Here is an 18,874-nt window from a genome sequence, read left to right on the forward strand (position 1 = left end):
GTCGCTCGAGCCGAAGAGGCACTGGAAGTGAAACTACATCAAGAGTGGTCCCGAGCCACGCCGGTCTTCGATGAAGACCACCTCGTGTCGCATGCCGGACTGGTGCCGGTGATGGCGTTGGCCGAGCAGGCCGGACTCTCCGGGCTCCTCGCCGACCGGGTGTCGATCAAGTCCTCGCTCGTCCGCTCGGCTGGGGTGAACCCGGCGGGGAAGATCGCCACGATCATCGCGGGCATGGCCGTGGGCGCCGAGTGCATCGAGGACCTCGACATCGTCCGCGCCGGCGGGATGAAGGAACTGTTCGGCGGGGTCTACGCACCAGCGACGCTGGGCCAGTTCCTCCGCTCGTTCACCCACGGACATGTCTCCCAACTCGCCTCGGTCGCGCGCTCGCACCTGGTGAACCTGGTCGCGTCCACCGAGCTGCTGGACGGGGTCGGTGAGCAGGCGTTCATCGACATCGACTCGCTGTTGCGCCCGGTCTACGGCTACCAGAAGCAAGGAGCGAGTTACGGCCATGCCAAGATCGCGGGCCGCGCGTTGCTCCGCAAGGGTCTCTCGCCGCTGGTCACCACGATCAGCACCCCCACCAGCGCTCCTGTCGTGGCCGGTGTACGGCTACGAGCCGGGAAAGCAGGATCGGGCAAAGCAGCCGCATCCATGGTCGAAGAAGCGATCCGGACTGCCCGCGCCTGCGGCGCCGGAACGAGCACCGGAACGAGCACCGGAACGAGCACCGGAACGAGCACCGGAACGAGCACCGGAACGAGCACCGGGAAGATTCTGGTGCGGGGCGACTCCGCGTACGGCAGCAGTGCCGTGGTCAACGCCTGCATCAACGCCGGTGTGGAGTTCTCGGTCGTGCTCAGACACAACGACGCTGTTGCCGCCGCGATCTCCCGGATCCCCGACGATGCGTGGCAACCGGTGCACTATCCCGGCGCCGTGGCCGATCCCGACACCGGTGAGCTGATCTCCGATGCCGAGGTCGCCGAGACCTCCTACACCGCGTTCGCACAGAACAACCCGGTCACCGCACGGCTCATCGTGCGGCGGGTGCGCGACAAGACCAACCTCGATGCCGGCCTCGAGGAGTTGTTCCCGCTCTGGCGGCATCACCCGTTCTTCACCAACAACACCGAGCCCGTGACGGCCGCGGACATCACCCACCGTCGTCACGCGGTCATCGAGACCGTCTTCGCTGACCTGATCGACGGACCGTTCGCGCACATGCCCTCAGGCAGGTTCGCCGCGAACCACGCCTGGACCCTGTGCGCGGCCATGGCCTACAACCTGCTCCGCGCGACCGACACCCTGGCCCCACGCACCCGCAACACCGCTGGACAGAACATCCCGATCCCCGCTCGAGGCACGACCCTGCGGCGTCAGATCATCAACGTCCCAGCTCGCCTAACCAGGCCGCAGCGCCGCCCCGTCCTGCACCTGCCCGCACATTGGCCCTGGGCCGAGCGCTGGCTCCAGACATGGGACCGCGTCTTCGACACCGCCCACGGACCACCGATCACCACCTGAGCGATCCACCAGCCGCAAGGCACGACCCGAGGAACCCCGACAGTGGAAGAGCTGGGCAGACCAGCACCACACCCCTGCCCAACTGCCGCCGCCCAACCCAACCGCGTCAGCCACCACCTACCCCGACTCACCCGCCGAGTCGATCCACGGATCGAGGCTAAGCCTCGGCGTGTTTTCGGGCTTCCGAGTCCTCATCCCCGATCGGGGTGATGTAGAAGCACGCCGAGTCGAAGTCGTCCGACCTTTCGACAGCGGCGGTCGCGGCAGCCCGGCGAGGTCGTGTGGCCTGGGGCGCCGCAACTGGTGGCCCATCAGTTGGTGGGGTCAACGGGGCATCCGTCGGTGTGAAATCCTCGACCAGCGCATCCGCGGAGATGAAGCGTTCTGCGCCGCTGATCGACCGAAGGACTCCGACATACTTGGCGTTAACTGTGAAGGTCTCGACGCACGCGATCGAGTCTCCCTCGGGGACGCCGAGTTCGCGCGCCTTGTCAACCTGACCTGGGCCGACCGAGACCACACCCGGCACAGCCGCAAAAATTCGACTTCAAGCGATCCGAATCTTCAGATTCATTGACCGCAAAAGTTCGATTCCGCTCTACGCAAACGTTAGAGTGAGCGCATGACGAACTACCTTCCCCGGATCGCAGACCAGGAGCTCGAGGCCCGGCTCAGCGTCATGGGAGCCGTCCTCATCGAGGGACCGAAGGCGTGCGGAAAGACCGCCACGGCATCGCAGATCGCCAACACCATCATCCGTCTCGACGAGGATGCAGCGGCGCGCGCCCAGCTCGATTTCGATCCTCAAGCGCTCTTCGCAGCGAACCCACCGATCCTGTTCGACGAGTGGCAGGTCGCCCCGGACATCTGGAACCGCGTCCGGCGCCAGGTGGACGACCGCGCCGAGAAGGGGCAGTTCATCCTCACCGGGTCCGCTCGACCTCGCGACGACGCGAGCCGGCACTCCGGGGCGGGGCGGTTCTCCGTCATGCAGATGCGGCCGATGAGCCTGTTCGAATCTGGCCACTCGACCGGGGAGATGTCGCTGGCCAGCCTGTTGGGTGGCGAGCGCCAGACGGGCCTGGGGACACACGTGTCCTTCGACGAACTGCTACGCCGCATCATCACCGGTGGTTGGCCAGAACTGCTCGACGCCGACGAGGATTTCGCACGCGACTGGCTGGCCGACTACCTGCGCCAGGTCGTGGAGGTGGACGTCCCCGATATGGGCCACCGCCGCAACCCCGGCAATCTGCGCCGCCTACTCGAAGCCTTGGGTCGCGGCGTCGGACAGCCAGTCAAGCTGAGCGATCTGGCCAAGGACGTCGGGGGCGACGGCGGACCAATTGCGTACGAGACGCTCACCGGCTACCTCGATGCACTCGCCCGCCTGTGGCTCACCGACGACTCCGCGGCCTGGCGACCTCACATGCGCTCGCGAGCCCGACTCCGCACCGCGCCCGTGCGCTACTTCGTCGACCCCTCGATCGGACCCGCCGCGCTGAACATCGGCAGTGCCGAACTCAAGGCCGATCCTTTGGCCTTGGGCTTCCACTTCGAGGCGCTGGCCATCCGTGACCTCCGCATCTATGCGCAGCTGCACCGAGGGCGCGTCGACTCCTGGCGCGACGAGAACGGCAACGAAGTCGACGCCGTGCTGACCGCTCGGGACAACAAGTGGGCAGCCTTCGAGGTCAAGCTCAACCCACGCGACGTCGACGCCGGGGCCGCGTCCCTGCTCAAGTTCGCCGGGAACGTCGACACCGACCGACACAAAGAACCTGCCTGTCTCGGCGTGATCACGTCGACAGGCGCCGGCGGCCGCCGGCCCGACGGCGTTCACGTCATCCCGATCGGATGCCTGGGGCCGTGACGACCGGTCACCGACGACCGCAGCAACCCGTTAAGAATCGGCCGGAAAGTTAACATGTCTTCGCGACGTGTCAGGTCCTTCAACACGTCGAGATCGACTGCCACTGGGTTGCCAGTGGTGGCCCACAAGTGATGCACGAAGTGATGCACGAAGCCCCGGAATCGGTGTCCAACGGCGGCATTCGCCGATTCGGCGCCAACCGCTGTTAGGACGCTGACCTGCGGTTTCGCAGATTTCCGTCGATAGCCGCCAAGCGTGGAACCTCGTGGCACCAGTGGCAGGCGGCGTACCCCACGGACAGCAGGATCGCGACGTTGCGCTGCCTCGCCTCAGCGAACGCGTCGGGTCCCCACTCCCACCAGTCGACGGGGTTGTCGGCGTGCTGGAGGAGGTAGGGCGACGTGGCGGCGGCCAGGCGGTTCACCCGACAATCATCCATCAGACCGGTGACGCAAGGCCCGGCCCATGGGCGTGGCCGACGTGCGCGGTCGTCGTACAGCTGCGCACGACCACGCCGGCACGACGCCACACCGCGCTCCGTGCGCGACGAGGCCGTAGTCGGTGCGCGGTGGGCCATGGGCGACGGCCCTCCGGGCTCCTAGTGTCCCAGGTCACACCAGTCGACGGACCTACGTCGACGGACCCAGGAGGTGGAAATGGTGGACCTGAAGGAGATCGCACCGCGACCAGCGGTGCAGTTCAACCTGGTCAGTCAGGAGTTCCAACGCGACCCCGAGGCAGTGCTCCGGATCCTGCGCGAGGAGTCTCCGGTGTTCTACTCCCCCGAAGGTGTTCTACTCCCCCGAAGGCGACTTCTTCGGGATCACCCGCCACGAGGACATCGCGGCCGCACTGCAGGACTACGAGACGTTCAGCCAGGGCGAGCTCGGTTCGGCCACGGTTCCGGACAAGTTCCTCGACCGGATCCCGCAGCACTTCTTCTCGCTGTCGTTCACCGGGATGGACCCACCGGAGCACACCCGCTACCGGAAGGTCGGCCAGAAGCCACTGACGAAGCCGAGGATCGCCTACTTGGAGGAGCCGATCCGCGATCTCGCGGACAGCCTCATCGACAAGTTCGTCGACAACGGCTCCGCGGAGCTGATGCACGAGTACTTCTTCGGCGTCACCCTCGGCGCGATGATGCAGATCCTGGACCTGCCGGACTCGCCGTCGAGCTGCCAGCCCCCTCGATCCGCTTCGCGGAGCCCTGAGGCTTGAACGTCAGCGGGATCCGGATGTCGATATCGGCGAAGATCGCGTCCTGGACCTCCTCGGGAAAGAAGGAGGCCGCGGTGAGCGCGTGAGACGTGCCGAGCGTGAAGCACCATCCGGTCGAGGGACAACGAGTCGGCTTCCGAGACGTCTCGCACTTCAGCCGGCGTCAGCCCGGGAGAGTTCCGCAAGAGCTCGGCTCAGTGATCCTCTGCCCCTCGCGCGCTCGCTGCCCAGGTGCGTGACGTAGGTAGTCCTATGCGTAGATCTCCGGTCGCCCGGTGGCGCCGTCACGTCTTCACTGGTGTCAAGTCCAAGAGCGACTGGAGGCGAGCGGGAGATGGACACAGACCCAACGGACGCCAGGCTCGCCGCGATGCTGCGCGCGCGCTTGCTCGGCCTGGCCCACCACTATGACGACCTTGCTGCGGACGAGGCGAGCGCGACGCCGTACTGGCAGCCGCAGCCCACCAGGGTCCATGCTCTTCGGGTGGCCGCATCTGCGCTGCGCTCCGAGGCCGACCTGTTCCTCGACATCAGTCAGGCGGGCTCGCAACAGGTCTCGGCGGCCGCGTCGTGACCACACGGTCATGACCGGCGCGGGGATCCCCAGCTCTCGAGACCGACGCCGACCATGGCCTCGGACTCGATGCCGACGGGAAAGCACAACGGGGCTTCGTCGAGGCAGGCCACGTCCGCCGTCAGCTGACCTGCCTGACGTGATCTCTCCAGTACGGACTGCGCGGTCTGAGCTTCTGCAGCTCGGCTCGGTGCAGGAGTCCACGACGCTGAAGGGGACATGCACGGGATCGCTCCTCGATGCAGGAGTGGGCTGGTCACGGCGACCCGCACGGAGTCGATCCCGCTCGTCGCGCAGGCCGAGCCGCACGGGTCGCCGCGTCCAGGCTGGACATCACAGCTAGCTGAGTCCCCACGCCTTGAGATATGCCGCCTGGAAGTCGACTGGGCCGTCGAACCTGCCACCCTTCTCGGGCAGGTTCCGGTCCCGGTCGAATGCCTGCACCCCGATCCCGGACGGGAAGCCGATCCCGTCCGGCGTCTCACCTGCCAGCAGTCGGTTCATGGCGTCGAGTGCGGCCCACGCCTCCCAGCGCACGGGATAGCCGGACCCGGCGTCCACCCCGCGGTCGGCGGCGACGAGCTCGACGAGAGGGGAGCTCCCCTCGCCACCCATGACGAAGATGTCGTCGTTGCGGCCGCTCGCGACCACGGCCGGTGCGGCATCGAGCGCGACCGCGTCGTAGATGCCGTAGACCGCGTTGGCGTCCGGATGGCGGGCGATGGCCTGCGCCACCTTGTCCTGGAGCGGCGGCCCGAAGTCGGCGCCGGTCAGCTCCACCGTGTCGACCACCTTGCAGTCGGGACAGAACTCGGCCAGCGCGTCGTCGAAGCCGCGATCGGTCGCGAGCGTGCTCTGGTAGTCGGTCTCCCTCAGCTTGATGACCTTCGCGCTGCCGTTGGTCCCCTCGATCAGGGCGAGAGCCTGGTTGCGCGCGTAGGCGACCTGGAGGAACTCGAGATAGCTGAGGAGCTTGCCGTCCTCGACGGGGTCGTCATAGGTGACGACGGCGTCGAAGAGTCCCTTGTCGCCGGTGTCGACGATCCTCCCGTCCTCGTCGACGGCCTGGTCGCAGTCGGCGGACTCGAACGCGACCACGGGGATTCCCGCAGCGACGACGTCCTGGAAGCCGGCCTTCGCCGTCGCGCAGTCGACGGTGTACACGATGACGCCGTCGGCGTGGTCGGCCACGGCCTGGCGGAGGCCGCTGACCATGGTGTCGGTGTTGAACTGGCCGTCGAACAGGGTCAGGTCCCAGCCCATCTTCTTCGCGGCGTCGACGAGATGGCCGGTCTCGTTGAAGTCGGTGATCTGCGCCGAGCTCATGACCAGCCAGATGTTCTTGCCCGCTGCGGGCTTGGGCGCCTGTGCCGGGGGGGTTCCGAAGCTCCCCTCGAAGGCGGCCGTCACGGCCTGCTCGGTGTCGGAGGAGATCCCGGCTCCGGTCCCTCCTGACGACCCGTCCGCGCCGCCACACGCGCTCATCCCGAGGACCATCGAGGCGGTCGCGACCATCACGAGCGCCCTGCCGTGCATCTTCATCTGCTTCTCCTTCTCGGCTTCTTCGAACACGTTGGAGTCGGTTCCGTTCTTCATCGGCCCGGTCCGTCCCAGAGCCCCTGGTTCAGTACGCCGACCGGGTCGACGTGGTCGCGCAGCGACCGCACGAGCGCGCGGTACGTCGGGGCCCATGCCGTTGCCAGGAGTCGGCTGACCTCGCCCTGATGGGGCTCGGACCAGCCGCCGAGCGCGGCGACGAGGTCGTAGCCTTCGTGGGTCACCCGCCGGGCCGCCGCGCGGGCGCCGGGGACTCGTTCGTCGTACGGCAGCGTGAGGGCGAACCACATCGCATGCCTGCCGTAGGGGCTCGCGAACACCACGGGCTCGATGCCGAGGCGGCCGAGCCCCTCCGCGACCCGTCTGTCGACGAGGTCTCGCAGCTGCGCGAAAGCTGTCGGGAACGTGCGGTTGTCGAAGACTCCGGCGATCGCTCCCCTGTCGACCTCGATGAACTGGCCGGCCCAGGCCGGGTCGTCGGCCGCGATCGCCTGCGCCGACGCCAACAGGTCCGCGCCACCTCTCCGGGCGCCCTTCTCGGTGGCAGCTCGGTCCACGGTCGCGACCTGGTGAGCCAGAAGATCGACGGTGCTCGCCTTCGAGGTGTAGGTCAGCGACCAGCTGGACCCGCGGACGAGGTACAGGTTGCTGTACGGCACCTCGTGGATGCGGCGGAGCTCGTCGATCGCCGCTAGGGCGTTGTCGAGGTCGTGGAACTCGAAGGCGCCGGCGTGAATCTCTGGTCGTGCCGGCGCAAGGGCGAGTGTCGCGACGAGCTTGATGCCGAGGGCGCCGCCGTCACCGATAAAGAGCTGGGTGAGCCCGGGACCGTCGGACGCCGGGATGGCCGACGTCTCCCGGTGCATGTTCGAGCCGCCCGCGTTGGTGTCGAGGATGGTGCCGTTCGCCAGGGCGACCCGGAGGCCGAGCACGAACTGCCCGCTGCCTCCGACCTCGGCGGTGTCGGCGGGGAAGCCGCCACCGCACACGCCACTGAGGACTCCGCCGAGCGTCGTGTGGGCACGCGGGACCGCGACCGTATGCACCTCGTAGCCTCGCTTGGCGACGGCGGAGTGGAGGTCGGCCATCAGGACGCCGCACTCGGCGGTCACGGTCATGGTGGCGTCATCGATCTCGAGGATCCGGTTCATGGCGCGGGTGTCGAGGACGATCGGCAAGGTGCCCGGCCGTGCCGGCGGGCCGGTGAGGGCGAACCCACCGCCCCGGACGACGACCGGCAGATCGCGCGCGGTCGCGATCGCCAGCGCGGCGGTCACGTCCTCGGCCGACCGCACTCGCACGACCACACCGGGGTCGAGCTCGTCGAAGGGCCCTTTACCCGGGCGGTAGTGGTCGAGGACGCGCGGGTCGGTGTCGACGACGTCCGCGCCGAGTGCGGACACGAGTTCGTCGACGGCGGTCGACAAGGTCGTCGTCACGCCGTCACCGCCGGGGTGGCCAGCTCTGCGGTCGCGCGGTCCTCGGCGATCATCGTGGCGGCATGCTCGGCCAGCATCATCACGGTGATCATCGGGTTGAACGTGGTGAGGACCGGGAGGGCGGACGCATCGACGACTCGCAGGTCCCGCAGCCGTCGCACCCGCAGCCGGGAGTCGAGAACGGCAAGCGGGTCGTCGTCACCGCCCATCCGGCAGGTCCCCGACGCGTGGCACACGCTGCCGTGGGTGGCGTGGATGCGCGCGAAGAGCTCGTCGTCGGACTGCAGCTGCGGCCCGGGGAACACCTCGCGGCTCACCCAGTCCGCGAGCGGAGGTGCCGCGGCGACCTGTCGTGCCATCCGTACGCCGGCCAGGATGGTTCGGCGGTCGTGGCCGTCGGCGTCGCTGAAGTAGCCGAAGTCGACCAGCGGCGGCTGCTCCGGGTCCGCCGACGACAACCGCACCGTGCCACGGCTGCGTGGGCGGGCGACGTTCGGGGTGATCGCCAGCGTGTGCTCCGGGAGCTGCGTGCCATCGCCCCGCGCGCCGGCGTAGGTCTCGTCGGGGGCGAACCGGAACAGATGCGCCATCACCTGCGGCGCGACGGCGTCGTCGTCGATGCGCGCGACGAACGCCGCACCGTCCAGCTCGGGCGGCCAGCCACCGTCGGCCGGTCGATCGAGCTCGAGAATGACCAGGCTCTCGACGTGGTCCATCAGGTTGGCGCCGACGCCGGGCAGGTCGACCTGGGTCTCGATCCCCACCGACGCCAGGTGATCGGCCGGACCGATGCCGGACAGCATCAGCAGACGGGGCGTGTCGATCGCGCCGCATGCCACCACGGTCTCGCGCCGGGCACGGATCAGGACCTCCGCGCCATCGGCGCCCACGGCGCGAGCACCGACCGCCCGGCCGTCCTGCAGCTCGATCGCGAGGACCCTGCGCTCGAGCAGCAGGTGCAGGTTCGGTCTGGTGAGGATCCCGTGGAGGTAGGCCACCGACGACGACGAGCGCAGTCCCGTCTCCGGGTCATAGCCCAGGTCGAGGTAGCCCACGCCGTCCTTGATCTCCTCGGTCGGCCAGGCCTCGACGACCGGGATCGCAAGACTCTGGGCCGCGGCTGCGATCGCGTCGTCGAGGCAGGGGTTGCGCTGTTCGCCACTCGGCCGGGTCCCGCGCGCGGCGAGCCGGTCCCGGTACCCGGCGAAGTCGGCATAGCTCCACCCGGTGACGCCCAGGTCCGCCCATCCGTCGAGATCGGCCGGGATCGGCGGCAGCAGGCCCATGTTGTTGATGCTCGACGTACCTCCGAGGATCCTCCCCCGGGCCACGCGATGGTCGGGATTGCCCCCCTCGGAGGACACGCACGCGTAGTTCAGGTCGTACTCGCTCCCGATCATCTCCGGATAGCGGCACAGCTGCAGTGCCCGCTCCTCGCCCTGATCGCTGGGGCCCCACTCCACCACGGCGACGGAGACATCGGGGTCCTCCGACAGTCGCGCGGCGACGATCGCGCCGGCGGTGCCCCCACCGACGATCACGTAGTCGTAGATGTCCTGCATGGCAGCCGTCGGTCCCTTCAGCGCAGCTGGATGATGCCGAGCGAGTCGAGCACGCTGGCCTTGTCCCAGGTCGTCCAGTCCTCGACGATCTGGTCGTCCTCGAACCGGCTGATGGTCATGCCCCGTGCCGTCACCTGTCGGTGCGTCGGCAGCACCCCGAGGTACGACCCCGTGTGGGTCCCGGTCGACTCCCATCGGAAGGCGACGCGGTTGTCGTTCTCGACCGCATCGAGGATCTTCATCGTCAGGTCGGGGAACGCGGTGTAGAGCTCCACGATGACGGTCCGGTACTCGTCGCGGTCGAGACTCGAGTCGCCGGAGTGTCGGACGTAGTCGTCGCTGAAGAGCGCGTCGAAGCCGGGGCCGAAGTCGGTCGGGCCGCTGACGTCGGACCAGGCACGGACGAGGATGTCGGTGAGGGACATGGTGTGACCTTTCGGATGGTGAGCGTCAGCCGTTGGCTGTGGGGTCGATCCCGAGCAGGCTGAACGGCCGCTCGTGGAGGATCGCGTCGACCAGGCCCGCAGGCAGCGGCGGGAGACCTGGAAGACGCTCGTGGAGCGAGAGGAACTGCTCACGGGCCTCGTCGGGCTGGAACACCGGGAAGTCGGAGCCGAAGAGGATCTTGTCGGTGACCTGGTAGTCGATCGCGTTCATCAGCATCGTGTAGAGCTGCCAGGGCCGGTTCAGCCGTGCCGAGATGTCGGTGTAGACGTTGGCGTGCCGGGCCATCAGCATCACCGTCTCGTTGGTCCACGGCTGGCCGCAGTGGCACACGATGATCCGCATCCGCGGGAACGCGCTCGCGATCCGGTCGAGCAGCAGCGGGTTCGCGTTCTCGATGGAGCAGCGCGGGTGGAACACCGAGCCTTGGTGGAAGAGCAGGAACATCTCGAGCTGGTCGGCCAGCTCGTAGACCGCCCACGCCGCGTCACTGTGGGGGTGGAAGTCCTGGTACGGCGGCGAGAGCTTGAGACCCTGCAGCCCCAGCTCGGACCGCATGCGGCGCAGCTCGTTCAGCGCGTCGGGATCGTTCGGGTCGATCGAACCGACGCCGACGGCCCGACCGGGGTACCGGCGGACCTGGGCGGCGATGTAGTCGTTCGGGATCTCGAGCTCGAGGAACCTGCTGCGCAAGCCGATCACGAGGAAGCCGTCGACACCCGACCGGGCCATCGCCCGGTCGTGGTCGTCGGGCCTGCCCTGACCGGACCAGCAGCACCCGGCCAGGTCCCGGCCGGCGACGTCGAGGCCCCGCCCGAACTCCCCGAGGTGCTCGGGGAGCCAGACGTGGGTGTGCCAGTCGATCAGTCCACTCACGACAGCCACCGGGTGGTGACGACCTTGCGCCGGGTGAAGAAGTCGACGCCGGACTCGGCCTGGATCGGGATGTCACCGCACAGCGACGACTTCCACCCGCTGAACGGGAACATCGCGGCGGGCGCGGCCACGCCGACGTTGACCCCGATCATCCCGACCTCGACCTCGGCGCGGAACCTGCGGACCGCGGATCCCGACTCGGTGAAGATGGTGGTTCCGTTGCCGTACTCGCTCGCGTTGATGAGCGCGATCGCCTCATCGAGGTCGGCGACCTCGATGACGGCGAGGACCGGGCCGAACAGCTCCTCCTCGAGGATCGCCATGCCCGGGGCGACGTCCTCGACGATGGTCGGCGCGAGGAAGTAGCCGGTCTGGTCGACCTGGGGCTCACGCCCGTCGAGTGCGACCGTGGCGCCCTGCTCCGCCGCGTACGCGACGGCGGCCGTGATGCGCTCCTTCGAGGACGCGGAGATGACCGGCCCAAGATCGGTGGCGGGGTCCGAAGCAGCGCCCAGCGTGAGCGCCGTGGCCTTCCGGACCACCTCGGGCCCCACCCGCTTCCAGGCGTCGCCGACGGCGACGATGACCGAGCCGGCCATGCAGCGCTGACCGGCGAATCCGAACCCGCTCTGAACGATCTGGGTCGCCGTACCGGCGACCACCGCGTCTGGCAGCACCACCATGTGGTTCTTGGCCCCGCCGAGTGCCTGCACCCGCTTGCCGTGGCCTGCCGCGCGGGCGTAGATCGCGCGGGCCGCCTGCGCGGAGCTGACGGACGAGACTGCGGCCACGTCGGGAGCGTCGATCAGCATGTTGACCACGTCCCGACCGCCGTTGACGAGGTTCCACACGCCGGGCGGAAGACCGATGCTGTCGATGATGTCGAACAGGACCTGGTTCGCGAGCGGGGTCTGCTCCGACGGCTTCCACACCAGCGTGTTGCCGCACACCAGGGCGGTGCTCTGCTGGGCGATCGAGGAGAACATCGGGAAGTTGAACGGCGAGATCATCGCGCACACGCCAACGGGCTGGCGCACGGTCTCGGTGTCCACGGAGGTGGCGACCTGCTCGACGATGTGTCCGCGCAACGTCATCGGCACGGAAAGCGCGTTGTCGAGAGCCGAGATCGATCGCAGCACCTCGGCCCGGGCATCGGCGGTCGCCTTGCCGGCATCGCGGGAGATCGCGTCGACGATGTCGTCGATACGACGCTCCACCTCCATCCGGTAGCGCAGGATGAACTCGGCCCGCACGGTTGCCGGCGTCGTCCGCCAGCCCGGCAGCGCCGCCGCAGCCGCAGCGACGGCCGCGTCGACCTCGGCCTGGGTCGAGTCGGGAACGACGGCCGTCACCCGCCCACTGGAGGGATCGACGACGTCGAGGAAGGTGGCGGAGGCCGACTCCTTCCAGGATCCGCCGATGTAGTTGGCGACGACCTGGACGCCGTCCTCGGACGCGGGGGTCGTGATGGTGCTGACGTTCGCAGTCATGGTGAGTGCTCTCTCTGTTCGTGATCGGTGGTCAGTGCGCCGACGGGTGGTCGAACCACGGCGAGGGATCGCGCCGGTAGTCGTCGAGGTCGCCCGGGATGCTGACGCCGGGGACGGGGGGCGTCCAGAGCGGCGCGAGGACCTCGTCGGGGTCGCCGTACTTCGCGGCGCAGGCGCGGACCTCGGGGTCGTCGAAGACGGTGAGGCGGCCCTCGTCACAGGTCCGGAAGGTGGTGCCGTCCGGCGTGGTCAGCTCGATGGTCGGGAAGAACTGGTGGACATGGACGTGGCCGAACGGAAGCCCGCGGTCCGAGGCCCAGCTCTCCTGGTCGGAGGGGCCGCAGGTGCCGAAGCCGAAGTGCAGGGCGCCGGCTCGCCAGCGCTCCCACTCCGTGCCGCCGCTGGAGATCATCCGCGGCTGGGACGGGCGGGCGACCTTGGGGTTGGTACCGAGCGCTGCCTCCCAGAACCACAAGATGCCCTTGTCGGGGAAGTCCGGGTACTGGAGGTGGCGGGTCTCCTCCTGCAGCTCACGCAACCCGTCGCCGTACGCCCCGCCGCCGGCGATGCGGTCGACCCTGCCCCGGCTCACCTGCAGCTCGACTCGGGGATAGGGCTTCGAGAAGTGGGCGGTGCTCCCGGCGACGATGCCCTCCGCGTCCGAGGACGGCGAGACCGGCGGGATCGGGTGGTACATGTGGTGGTTGTAGACCGGCTCCTGGGAGAAGCCGCCCTCCCCCGACCAGAACTCCGGGAGCAGCGTCCAGCTGATGTCGGTTCCCTCGGGGTCGGTGACCCTGACCCGCGCTCCACGCCCGTGCTCCCACACCGGAGCCCACGACTTCTCGTTGATCAGCAGGTGCAGCTCCCGGGGGAAGACGATGGCCTCGCTGAGGAAGATCTCCTTGCTGGTCCACGGGTGTCCCTCCCAGCGCCAGGGCCCGAGAGCAGCGGCTCGCCCCTGCACGAACAGGTCGTAGCCACCTTCGAGATAGCGACGCGTCGCCCAAGGGATGTCGAAGTGCCGGCGGGGCTCGGCGCCGGCGGCCAGGGTGATCGGCGCGCGACGGATCGACGAGCGCAACTCGTCCTCCACCTCGATCGGCCGGTCGGGACCGGGATCCACGACGATCGTGTCGACCCGCGCACCCTTCTCCCGGAAGGCGGTGACGATCGCGTCCCTCACGTCCGGGTCGTCGAGTGCCGTGGTGGCCAGCAGGACGTGGTCGCCGGGCTTGACGCTGCCGAAGCCCATGAGTCCGGGCGAGAAGCCCTTCATCGTCATGCTCTGCGCCAGCGGACCGATGTCGTCGGTGGAGTGGCACGGGTCGACCAGGTTGAACTCGGGCTGGTCCATCAGCCACCGGGCTCTTTCGAGGAGCCGCTCGGACATGTCCTTCACCGTGACTCCTCGTGGTCGATGGCCTCAGTGAGCTGGGCGCCGTCGAAGAGGCCCGGCGCCAGGTAGACCAGCGGGGGCACCTCGGCCGAGACCGCGTGGTGGACCTGTCCGGTGAAGATCGTGTGGGTCGAGGCGTCGATCTTGAGCCGGAGCTCGACCTCGAGCCAGGCCGAGACCCCGTCCACCACCGGCGCCCCGTGCGGGCTCGGCGACCAGTCCAGGCCGCCGAACTTGTCGACGCCCGACGTCGCGAAGCGCTTGGCGACGCCGAGCTGGCGGTGGGAGAGGATGTTCACCGCGGCCCACCGGGCGCCGTAGAGCTGGCCGTGGGTCCGCGATGACTTGGCGACGCAGAACAGCACCACCGGCGGGTCGAGCGAGACGCTCGAGAACGCGTTCACCGCCAGGCCGTGCGGCGTTCCGTCGACAGCGGTGGTGATCACCATGACGCCCGTGGGGAACTGGGCGTGGACGCGCCGGACCCGGTCGCCGAGGGTCGCCGGGGCGATCGCCGGGTCGGCCGCCGGGACGGAGGTCACGACGCACCGCCGGCCGACGGCTTCACCGCGATGGCGTCGATCTCGACCCGGCAGTCGACCGCCAGCCCGACGTACACCGTCACGCGGGTCGGGTAGTCACCGTCCCAGTGCAGCTTGTACTCCTCCGCGAACTCCGTGAAGTGGTTGCGGTCGGTGAGGTAGCAGGTGGTCTTGACGACGTCGGCGAGCGACAGGCCGATCGCCTGCAGCTTCTCGTCCATCCGCTCCAGGATGATGCGGGTCTCGTCGGCCACCGAGATCGCCTTGCTGTCGCGACGCAGCTCTCCGCGCTCGAGTGCCATCGACGGCACGAACACGAGGCTGTCGGTCTCGACGCCCTGCGAGAGCCCGTACGGGCGGAGGTCGGGCAGGCCGTCGACGTGGATGTTCTTGCGCATGGTGGTTCTCCTTGGGGCAGGACCGGCCGCGGGCCGGCGGTAGGGCTCGGGATCAGTGGGTGGTGAACCGCGGGCGCACCTCGCGGCCGAACAGCTCGAGCGAGCGCATGCTGGCGTCGTGAGCGGTCCCGACGCCGTGGGTCCAGAGGATGAAGTGGCCGATGTCGTGCTGCTCGCGCAGCCGTCGGATCTGTTCCTCGACCGTGTCGGGGGTTCCGACGAGCAGGTGGTCGCGGTCCCGGAGGAAGTCGAACCACGAGATCTGGTCCTCGTCGACGAGGTCCTCGTCCCGGTCGGCGAAGGCGGCCTTCCCCCGGATGCCGCCGATGTAGCGGCCGATCATCTCCACCAGCGGCTCGATGGCCGCTCGTGCCTCGTCCTCGGACTCCGCGACGTAGAGCAGGCGGAGCAGGCCGACCCCGTCACCCGTCTGCACATCGGTCTCACCGAGCCGGCGCCGCTCGTCGCGGTAGTGGACCAGCAGGTCGTCGAGCCGCTTGCCGCACGGCTGCCAGGTCTGGGGCCGCAGCCCCAGCTCTGCGGCGAGCGTCATGCCCTCGGTGGTCTCGGTCGGGGTGAACAGCGGTGGGTGTGGCTGCTGGAGCGGCTGCGGTACGACGGCCATGCCCACCCAGTCGCCTGCCTCGGAGCGCCACGCGGGGTTGCGCGGGTACCACGACGAGGACAGGTCGCGAACTCCGGCGGGCGGCAGCGAGAAGTGCTCCCCTTCCCAGGTGAGGGCGTCCGAGGTCCAGGCCTCCTTGACCAGCTGGACACTCTCGCGGAACAGGCTCATGCTGCGCTCGGCGTTGCTGCGATCGGCCGCCGGGTTGAGGGTCATGATCTCGCGGGCGAGGAGTCCACGCCCGAGGGCGATGTCGAGGCGACCCCCTGCGATGTGGTCGAGGATCGCGACGTCCTCGGCCAGGCGTAGAGGATGCCACAGCGGCAGGCTCGCCGCTCCGGCGCAGATCCGGATCCGGGTGGTGGCCGCAGCGAGAGCGGAGCCCAGCATCAGCGGGTTCGGTGACACGTCGAAGCCCTCGGCGTCGAAGTGGTGCTCGCTGACCAGGATCGCCTCGAAGCCGGCGTTCTCCGCGGCGACGGCCTGGGCCCGCGCCTCGTCCAGCAGCTGGGCATAGGGCGTGGTCAGCCCGTCGCGCCAGAGCTGGGTCATGTAGTCGAATCGGACGGCTGCTGTCATGACGATGTCCTCACGTTGGTCGCGGACGCGACGGTCTTGGTCTGGGTGTAGAGCTCGACGGCGGCCATCCCGGTCTCGCGTCCCCAGCCGGACTGCTTGTAGCCGCCGAAGGGGAGCGCCGGATCGAACAGGTTGTAGGTGTTGATCCAGACCGACCCGGCCTGGAGGTCGCGCGTGAGGCGCTGCGAGGCCGCGAGGTCGTTGGTCCACACACCGGCGGCGAGCCCGTAGGTGCTGTCGTTGGCGAGTGCGACGACCTCGTCGAGGGTGTCGAACGGCGTCACGGTCACGACCGGTCCGAAGACCTCCTCACGGTTGATGGTCATCTCGGGTGTCGTCCCGGTCAGGACGGTCGGGGCGTAGAAGTAGCCCGCACCCTGTCCGGGTTCCCCGCCGCAGGCGAGGGTCGCGCCCTCGCTGAGGGCGCCGTCGACGTAGCCGGCCACGCGGGCCCGCTGGCGAGCCGACACCAAGGGGCCGGCCGTCGTGCGGGGGTCGAGTGGCGATCCCACGACGACCCGGCCCGCGGCCGCGGCCAGCTTGTCTGCGAACTCCTCGACAGCGGCCCGCTGGACGAACATCCGCGACGGGGCCGTGCAGGCCTGCCCGCTCAGGGTGAAGATGTTGTCCGACGCAGCGGCCGCCGCCTCGTCCAGATCGGCGTCACCGAGGACGATGAACGGCGACTTGCCGCCGAGCTCGAGGGACACCGGCGTGAGGTTGCCCGCCGCCGCGACGACGATCGCCTTGCCGGTGACGGTCGAACCGGTGAAGGACACCTTGTCGACCCGGGGGTCGCGCACCAGGGCGTCGCCCGCTTCCGCGCCGAGGCCGGAGACCACGTTGACCACACCCGGCGCGATCCCCGCCTCGAGGATCAGCTCGCCCAGCCGCAGCGCGCTCAGCGGCGTCTGCTCAGCGGCCTTGAGCACCATCGTGTTGCCCGTGGCGAGACCGAGCGCGACCTTCTCCACTGCCATGCTGAGCGGCAGGTTCCACGGCACGATCTGCGCAACCACGCCGAGCGGCTCCCGGAGCACGCTCGCCTGGTAGTGGTCGCCGCGATGGTTCGCGGGTGCCACCGTCTGCCCCGTGATCCGGCCCGGGATCCCGGCAGCGTACTCCAGGGTGAGCACTGCGTCCGCGATCGACATCCGGCCGTACTCGATGGGGACGCCGCCGTCGAGGGCATCCAGTTGTGCCAGCTCCTCACCGTGTCGTTCGACCAACGAGGCAACGGCGAGGATCAGCCTGCTGCGGTCGGCACTGGACATCCAGCGCCAGGCTCCGTCGTCGAAGGTCGTCCGCGCACTGGACACGGCACGCGCAACCAGGTCCGGTGCCGCCAGGGCGACGGTGGCGATCTGTGTCCCGGTCGCCGGGTCCTCCACGTCGAGCGTGCGGTCACTGTCGACCGGCACCCCGTCGATGATCATCGGCCGACGCTTCCCCAGCCAGTCGGTCACCGCCGACGCGACGGGGACGAGCTGCTCGTCTGTCTGTTGCGCTACCACGATGTCGTGCCTTCCTTGATCTCGAGCTGTTGCTCCTCCGCGCTGGTCGCGGCGACGGCGGCGGCGAGGGTCGAACGGTTCGCGATAAGCTGGCGCTGGCGGGCCACGAAGGTGGGAGCAGACCAGCCGAGGGCACCCACGAGGCGTCCGGCGCGGCCGAGGAGCACTCCCGTTCCCGGCCCGTCGAGCTCGACGTCGACCGCTTCGTCGTAGCCGGCGACCCAGCCCGCCATCTGCACCTTGATGCCGTACTGGTCGGACCAGAAGTAGGGGATCTGGGCGACGGGCTCGGCTGCCCCAGGGGCACCGTCGAGCTCGGCGACCAGGTTCCTAGCGGCAGCTCTCGCGTGCTCGATCGCGGTCATCCAGTGCTCGACTCGGATCGACCCGAAGAGCGGGTGCTGCCAGCGCGCGACGTCGCCGGCGCCGTAGATCCGTGGCGCCGCACGCAGCAGCTCGTCGCAGACCAGGCCGTCGGAGACGTCGAGGCCGCTCGTCGCCAGCCACTGGGTGGCCGGTACCGCACCGATCCCGACCACCACGACGTCCGCGTCGACCGAGGTGCCGTCATCGAGGTCGACGGCCCGTACCCGGTCGCCCACGACCTGCACCCCGGCAACGCCCGCACCGCACCGGACCTCGACGCCACGCGACCGGTGGAGATCGGTGAAACGTGCACCGATCTCAGCTCCGAGGACCCGGGCGAGCGGTGCGTCCGCGCTCTCGACGACGGTGACCTCCAGTCCCAGCGACCGGGCCGAGCACGCCACCTCGAGGCCGATGAACCCGCCGCCGACCACGACGACCCGGCGCGCGGACGTCAGGTCCGCACGCAGGGCGAGTGCGTCGTCGAGGGTGCGCAGGACGTGGATGCCCCTGGTCAGGGCGAGGTCGGGCAGGTGTCGGGCAACCGATCCGGTCGCCACGACGAGGCCGTCGAAGGACAGCTCGTCCCGGCCGTCGAGCTCGACGAGGCGGCGCTCGACGTCGAGCGCCGTCGCCCGGCAGCCGAGTCGCTGCACCACGTCCGCCGACGGGAGCGCCTGCGCCCCGGCGAGCGCGATGTCGGCCGCCTCCGACGAGCCGCACAGGAGCTGCTTGCTGAGCGGTGGCCGGTCGTACGGCGCGTGCGGCTCGTCGCCGACCAGCACGACCTCGCCGTCGAATCCGGCGGAGCGCAATCCGGTCGCCGCCGCGACGCCCGCGACCGACGCGCCGACGACGACCACCCGACGTACGTCCGCCATC

The 18,874-nt window shown here is 69.2% G+C and carries 17 protein-coding genes; 4 read left to right on the forward strand and 13 right to left on the reverse strand.

What is annotated here, in order from left to right; genetic code table 11:
- The first annotated feature begins 27 nt into the window (after positions 1 to 27).
- Entirely contained in the window at positions 28 to 1,533 is a 1,506-nt protein-coding gene (locus tag ACUP6Y_RS17450; RefSeq protein ID WP_462552086.1) for an IS1380 family transposase, read from the forward strand.
- 622 nt (positions 1,534 to 2,155) lie between these two features.
- Complete coding sequence (locus tag ACUP6Y_RS17455; RefSeq protein WP_462552087.1) at positions 2,156 to 3,406, forward strand: ATP-binding protein; 1,251 nt, start codon at positions 2,156 to 2,158, stop codon at positions 3,404 to 3,406.
- Between the two features lie 205 nt (positions 3,407 to 3,611).
- On the opposite strand, the gene ACUP6Y_RS17460 is transcribed toward ACUP6Y_RS17455, so the two are convergent.
- Complete coding sequence (locus ACUP6Y_RS17460; protein WP_462552088.1) at positions 3,612 to 3,983, reverse strand: DUF255 domain-containing protein; 372 nt, start codon at positions 3,981 to 3,983, stop codon at positions 3,612 to 3,614.
- Positions 3,984 to 4,195: 212 nt separating this feature from the next.
- Between ACUP6Y_RS17460 and ACUP6Y_RS17465 the strand changes: the two genes are divergently transcribed.
- Together ACUP6Y_RS17465 and ACUP6Y_RS17470 are read left to right on the forward strand one after the other, a co-directional pair.
- Entirely contained in the window at positions 4,196 to 4,627 is a 432-nt protein-coding gene (locus ACUP6Y_RS17465; protein ID WP_462552089.1) for a hypothetical protein, read from the forward strand.
- A 334-nt stretch (positions 4,628 to 4,961) separates the two neighbouring features.
- On the forward strand, positions 4,962 to 5,201 hold the full coding sequence (locus ACUP6Y_RS17470) for a hypothetical protein (protein ID WP_462552091.1): 240 nt from the start codon (positions 4,962 to 4,964) through the stop codon (positions 5,199 to 5,201).
- A gap of 339 nt (positions 5,202 to 5,540) precedes the next feature.
- Here ACUP6Y_RS17470 and ACUP6Y_RS17475 read toward each other — a convergent pair whose 3' ends face one another.
- The 12 genes from ACUP6Y_RS17475 to ACUP6Y_RS17530 are packed head-to-tail and all read right to left on the reverse strand — an operon-like array spanning position 5,541 to position 18,873.
- A complete protein-coding gene (locus ACUP6Y_RS17475; RefSeq protein WP_462552093.1) occupies positions 5,541 to 6,797 on the reverse strand; it encodes a sugar ABC transporter substrate-binding protein in 1,257 nt (418 codons plus the stop codon).
- The gene (locus ACUP6Y_RS17480; protein WP_462552095.1) at positions 6,794 to 8,197 is read right to left on the reverse strand and encodes an FAD-binding oxidoreductase; all 1,404 of its coding nucleotides are present in this window, start codon (positions 8,195 to 8,197) and stop codon (positions 6,794 to 6,796) included. Before ACUP6Y_RS17480 ends, ACUP6Y_RS17475 begins: the two co-directional genes overlap by 4 nt.
- The gene (locus ACUP6Y_RS17485) at positions 8,194 to 9,759 is read right to left on the reverse strand and encodes a GMC family oxidoreductase (RefSeq protein WP_462552097.1); all 1,566 of its coding nucleotides are present in this window, start codon (positions 9,757 to 9,759) and stop codon (positions 8,194 to 8,196) included. The genes ACUP6Y_RS17480 and ACUP6Y_RS17485 overlap by 4 nt, the downstream gene beginning before the upstream one ends.
- 17 nt (positions 9,760 to 9,776) lie before the next feature.
- A complete protein-coding gene (locus ACUP6Y_RS17490) occupies positions 9,777 to 10,184 on the reverse strand; it encodes an ester cyclase (RefSeq protein WP_462552099.1) in 408 nt (135 codons plus the stop codon).
- 25 nt (positions 10,185 to 10,209) lie between these two features.
- A complete protein-coding gene (locus ACUP6Y_RS17495) occupies positions 10,210 to 11,079 on the reverse strand; it encodes an amidohydrolase family protein (RefSeq protein WP_462552101.1) in 870 nt (289 codons plus the stop codon).
- The gene (mmsA, locus tag ACUP6Y_RS17500; RefSeq protein ID WP_462552102.1) at positions 11,076 to 12,569 is read right to left on the reverse strand and encodes a CoA-acylating methylmalonate-semialdehyde dehydrogenase; all 1,494 of its coding nucleotides are present in this window, start codon (positions 12,567 to 12,569) and stop codon (positions 11,076 to 11,078) included. The genes ACUP6Y_RS17495 and mmsA overlap by 4 nt, the downstream gene beginning before the upstream one ends.
- A gap of 31 nt (positions 12,570 to 12,600) precedes the next feature.
- Positions 12,601 to 13,962, reverse strand: a complete 1,362-nt coding sequence (locus tag ACUP6Y_RS17505) for a hypothetical protein (RefSeq protein WP_462552103.1) — start codon at positions 13,960 to 13,962, stop codon at positions 12,601 to 12,603.
- A 5-nt stretch (positions 13,963 to 13,967) separates the two neighbouring features.
- Positions 13,968 to 14,510, reverse strand: coding sequence for a flavin reductase family protein (locus ACUP6Y_RS17510; protein ID WP_462552105.1), 543 nt, complete (start codon positions 14,508 to 14,510; stop codon positions 13,968 to 13,970).
- Complete coding sequence (locus ACUP6Y_RS17515; RefSeq protein WP_462552107.1) at positions 14,507 to 14,908, reverse strand: RidA family protein; 402 nt, start codon at positions 14,906 to 14,908, stop codon at positions 14,507 to 14,509. The genes ACUP6Y_RS17510 and ACUP6Y_RS17515 overlap by 4 nt, the downstream gene beginning before the upstream one ends.
- A gap of 52 nt (positions 14,909 to 14,960) precedes the next feature.
- On the reverse strand, positions 14,961 to 16,112 hold the full coding sequence (locus ACUP6Y_RS17520) for an LLM class flavin-dependent oxidoreductase (protein ID WP_462552109.1): 1,152 nt from the start codon (positions 16,110 to 16,112) through the stop codon (positions 14,961 to 14,963).
- On the reverse strand, positions 16,109 to 17,626 hold the full coding sequence (locus tag ACUP6Y_RS17525) for an aldehyde dehydrogenase family protein (RefSeq protein ID WP_462552110.1): 1,518 nt from the start codon (positions 17,624 to 17,626) through the stop codon (positions 16,109 to 16,111). The genes ACUP6Y_RS17520 and ACUP6Y_RS17525 overlap by 4 nt, the downstream gene beginning before the upstream one ends.
- A complete protein-coding gene (locus ACUP6Y_RS17530) occupies positions 17,620 to 18,873 on the reverse strand; it encodes an NAD(P)/FAD-dependent oxidoreductase (RefSeq protein WP_462552112.1) in 1,254 nt (417 codons plus the stop codon). The genes ACUP6Y_RS17525 and ACUP6Y_RS17530 overlap by 7 nt, the downstream gene beginning before the upstream one ends.
- Position 18,874: the final 1 nt, after the last annotated feature.

Source organism: Nocardioides sp. S5-5 (assembly GCF_054954065.1).

Coding starts and splice junctions, on each gene's coding strand:
- ACUP6Y_RS17455 (WP_462552087.1), top strand. CDS start 2,156: ATGACGAACTACCTTCCCCGGATCGCAGACCAGGAGCTCGAGGCCCGG.
- ACUP6Y_RS17460 (WP_462552088.1), bottom strand. CDS start 3,983: ATGGCCCACCGCGCACCGACTACGGCCTCGTCGCGCACGGAGCGCGGT.
- ACUP6Y_RS17470 (WP_462552091.1), top strand. CDS start 4,962: ATGGACACAGACCCAACGGACGCCAGGCTCGCCGCGATGCTGCGCGCG.
- ACUP6Y_RS17475 (WP_462552093.1), bottom strand. CDS start 6,797: ATGAAGAACGGAACCGACTCCAACGTGTTCGAAGAAGCCGAGAAGGAG.
- ACUP6Y_RS17485 (WP_462552097.1), bottom strand. CDS start 9,759: ATGCAGGACATCTACGACTACGTGATCGTCGGTGGGGGCACCGCCGGC.
- ACUP6Y_RS17490 (WP_462552099.1), bottom strand. CDS start 10,184: ATGTCCCTCACCGACATCCTCGTCCGTGCCTGGTCCGACGTCAGCGGC.
- mmsA (WP_462552102.1), bottom strand. CDS start 12,569: ATGACTGCGAACGTCAGCACCATCACGACCCCCGCGTCCGAGGACGGC.
- ACUP6Y_RS17505 (WP_462552103.1), bottom strand. CDS start 13,962: ATGTCCGAGCGGCTCCTCGAAAGAGCCCGGTGGCTGATGGACCAGCCC.
- ACUP6Y_RS17515 (WP_462552107.1), bottom strand. CDS start 14,908: ATGCGCAAGAACATCCACGTCGACGGCCTGCCCGACCTCCGCCCGTAC.
- ACUP6Y_RS17520 (WP_462552109.1), bottom strand. CDS start 16,112: ATGACAGCAGCCGTCCGATTCGACTACATGACCCAGCTCTGGCGCGAC.
- ACUP6Y_RS17530 (WP_462552112.1), bottom strand. CDS start 18,873: ATGGCGGACGTACGTCGGGTGGTCGTCGTCGGCGCGTCGGTCGCGGGC.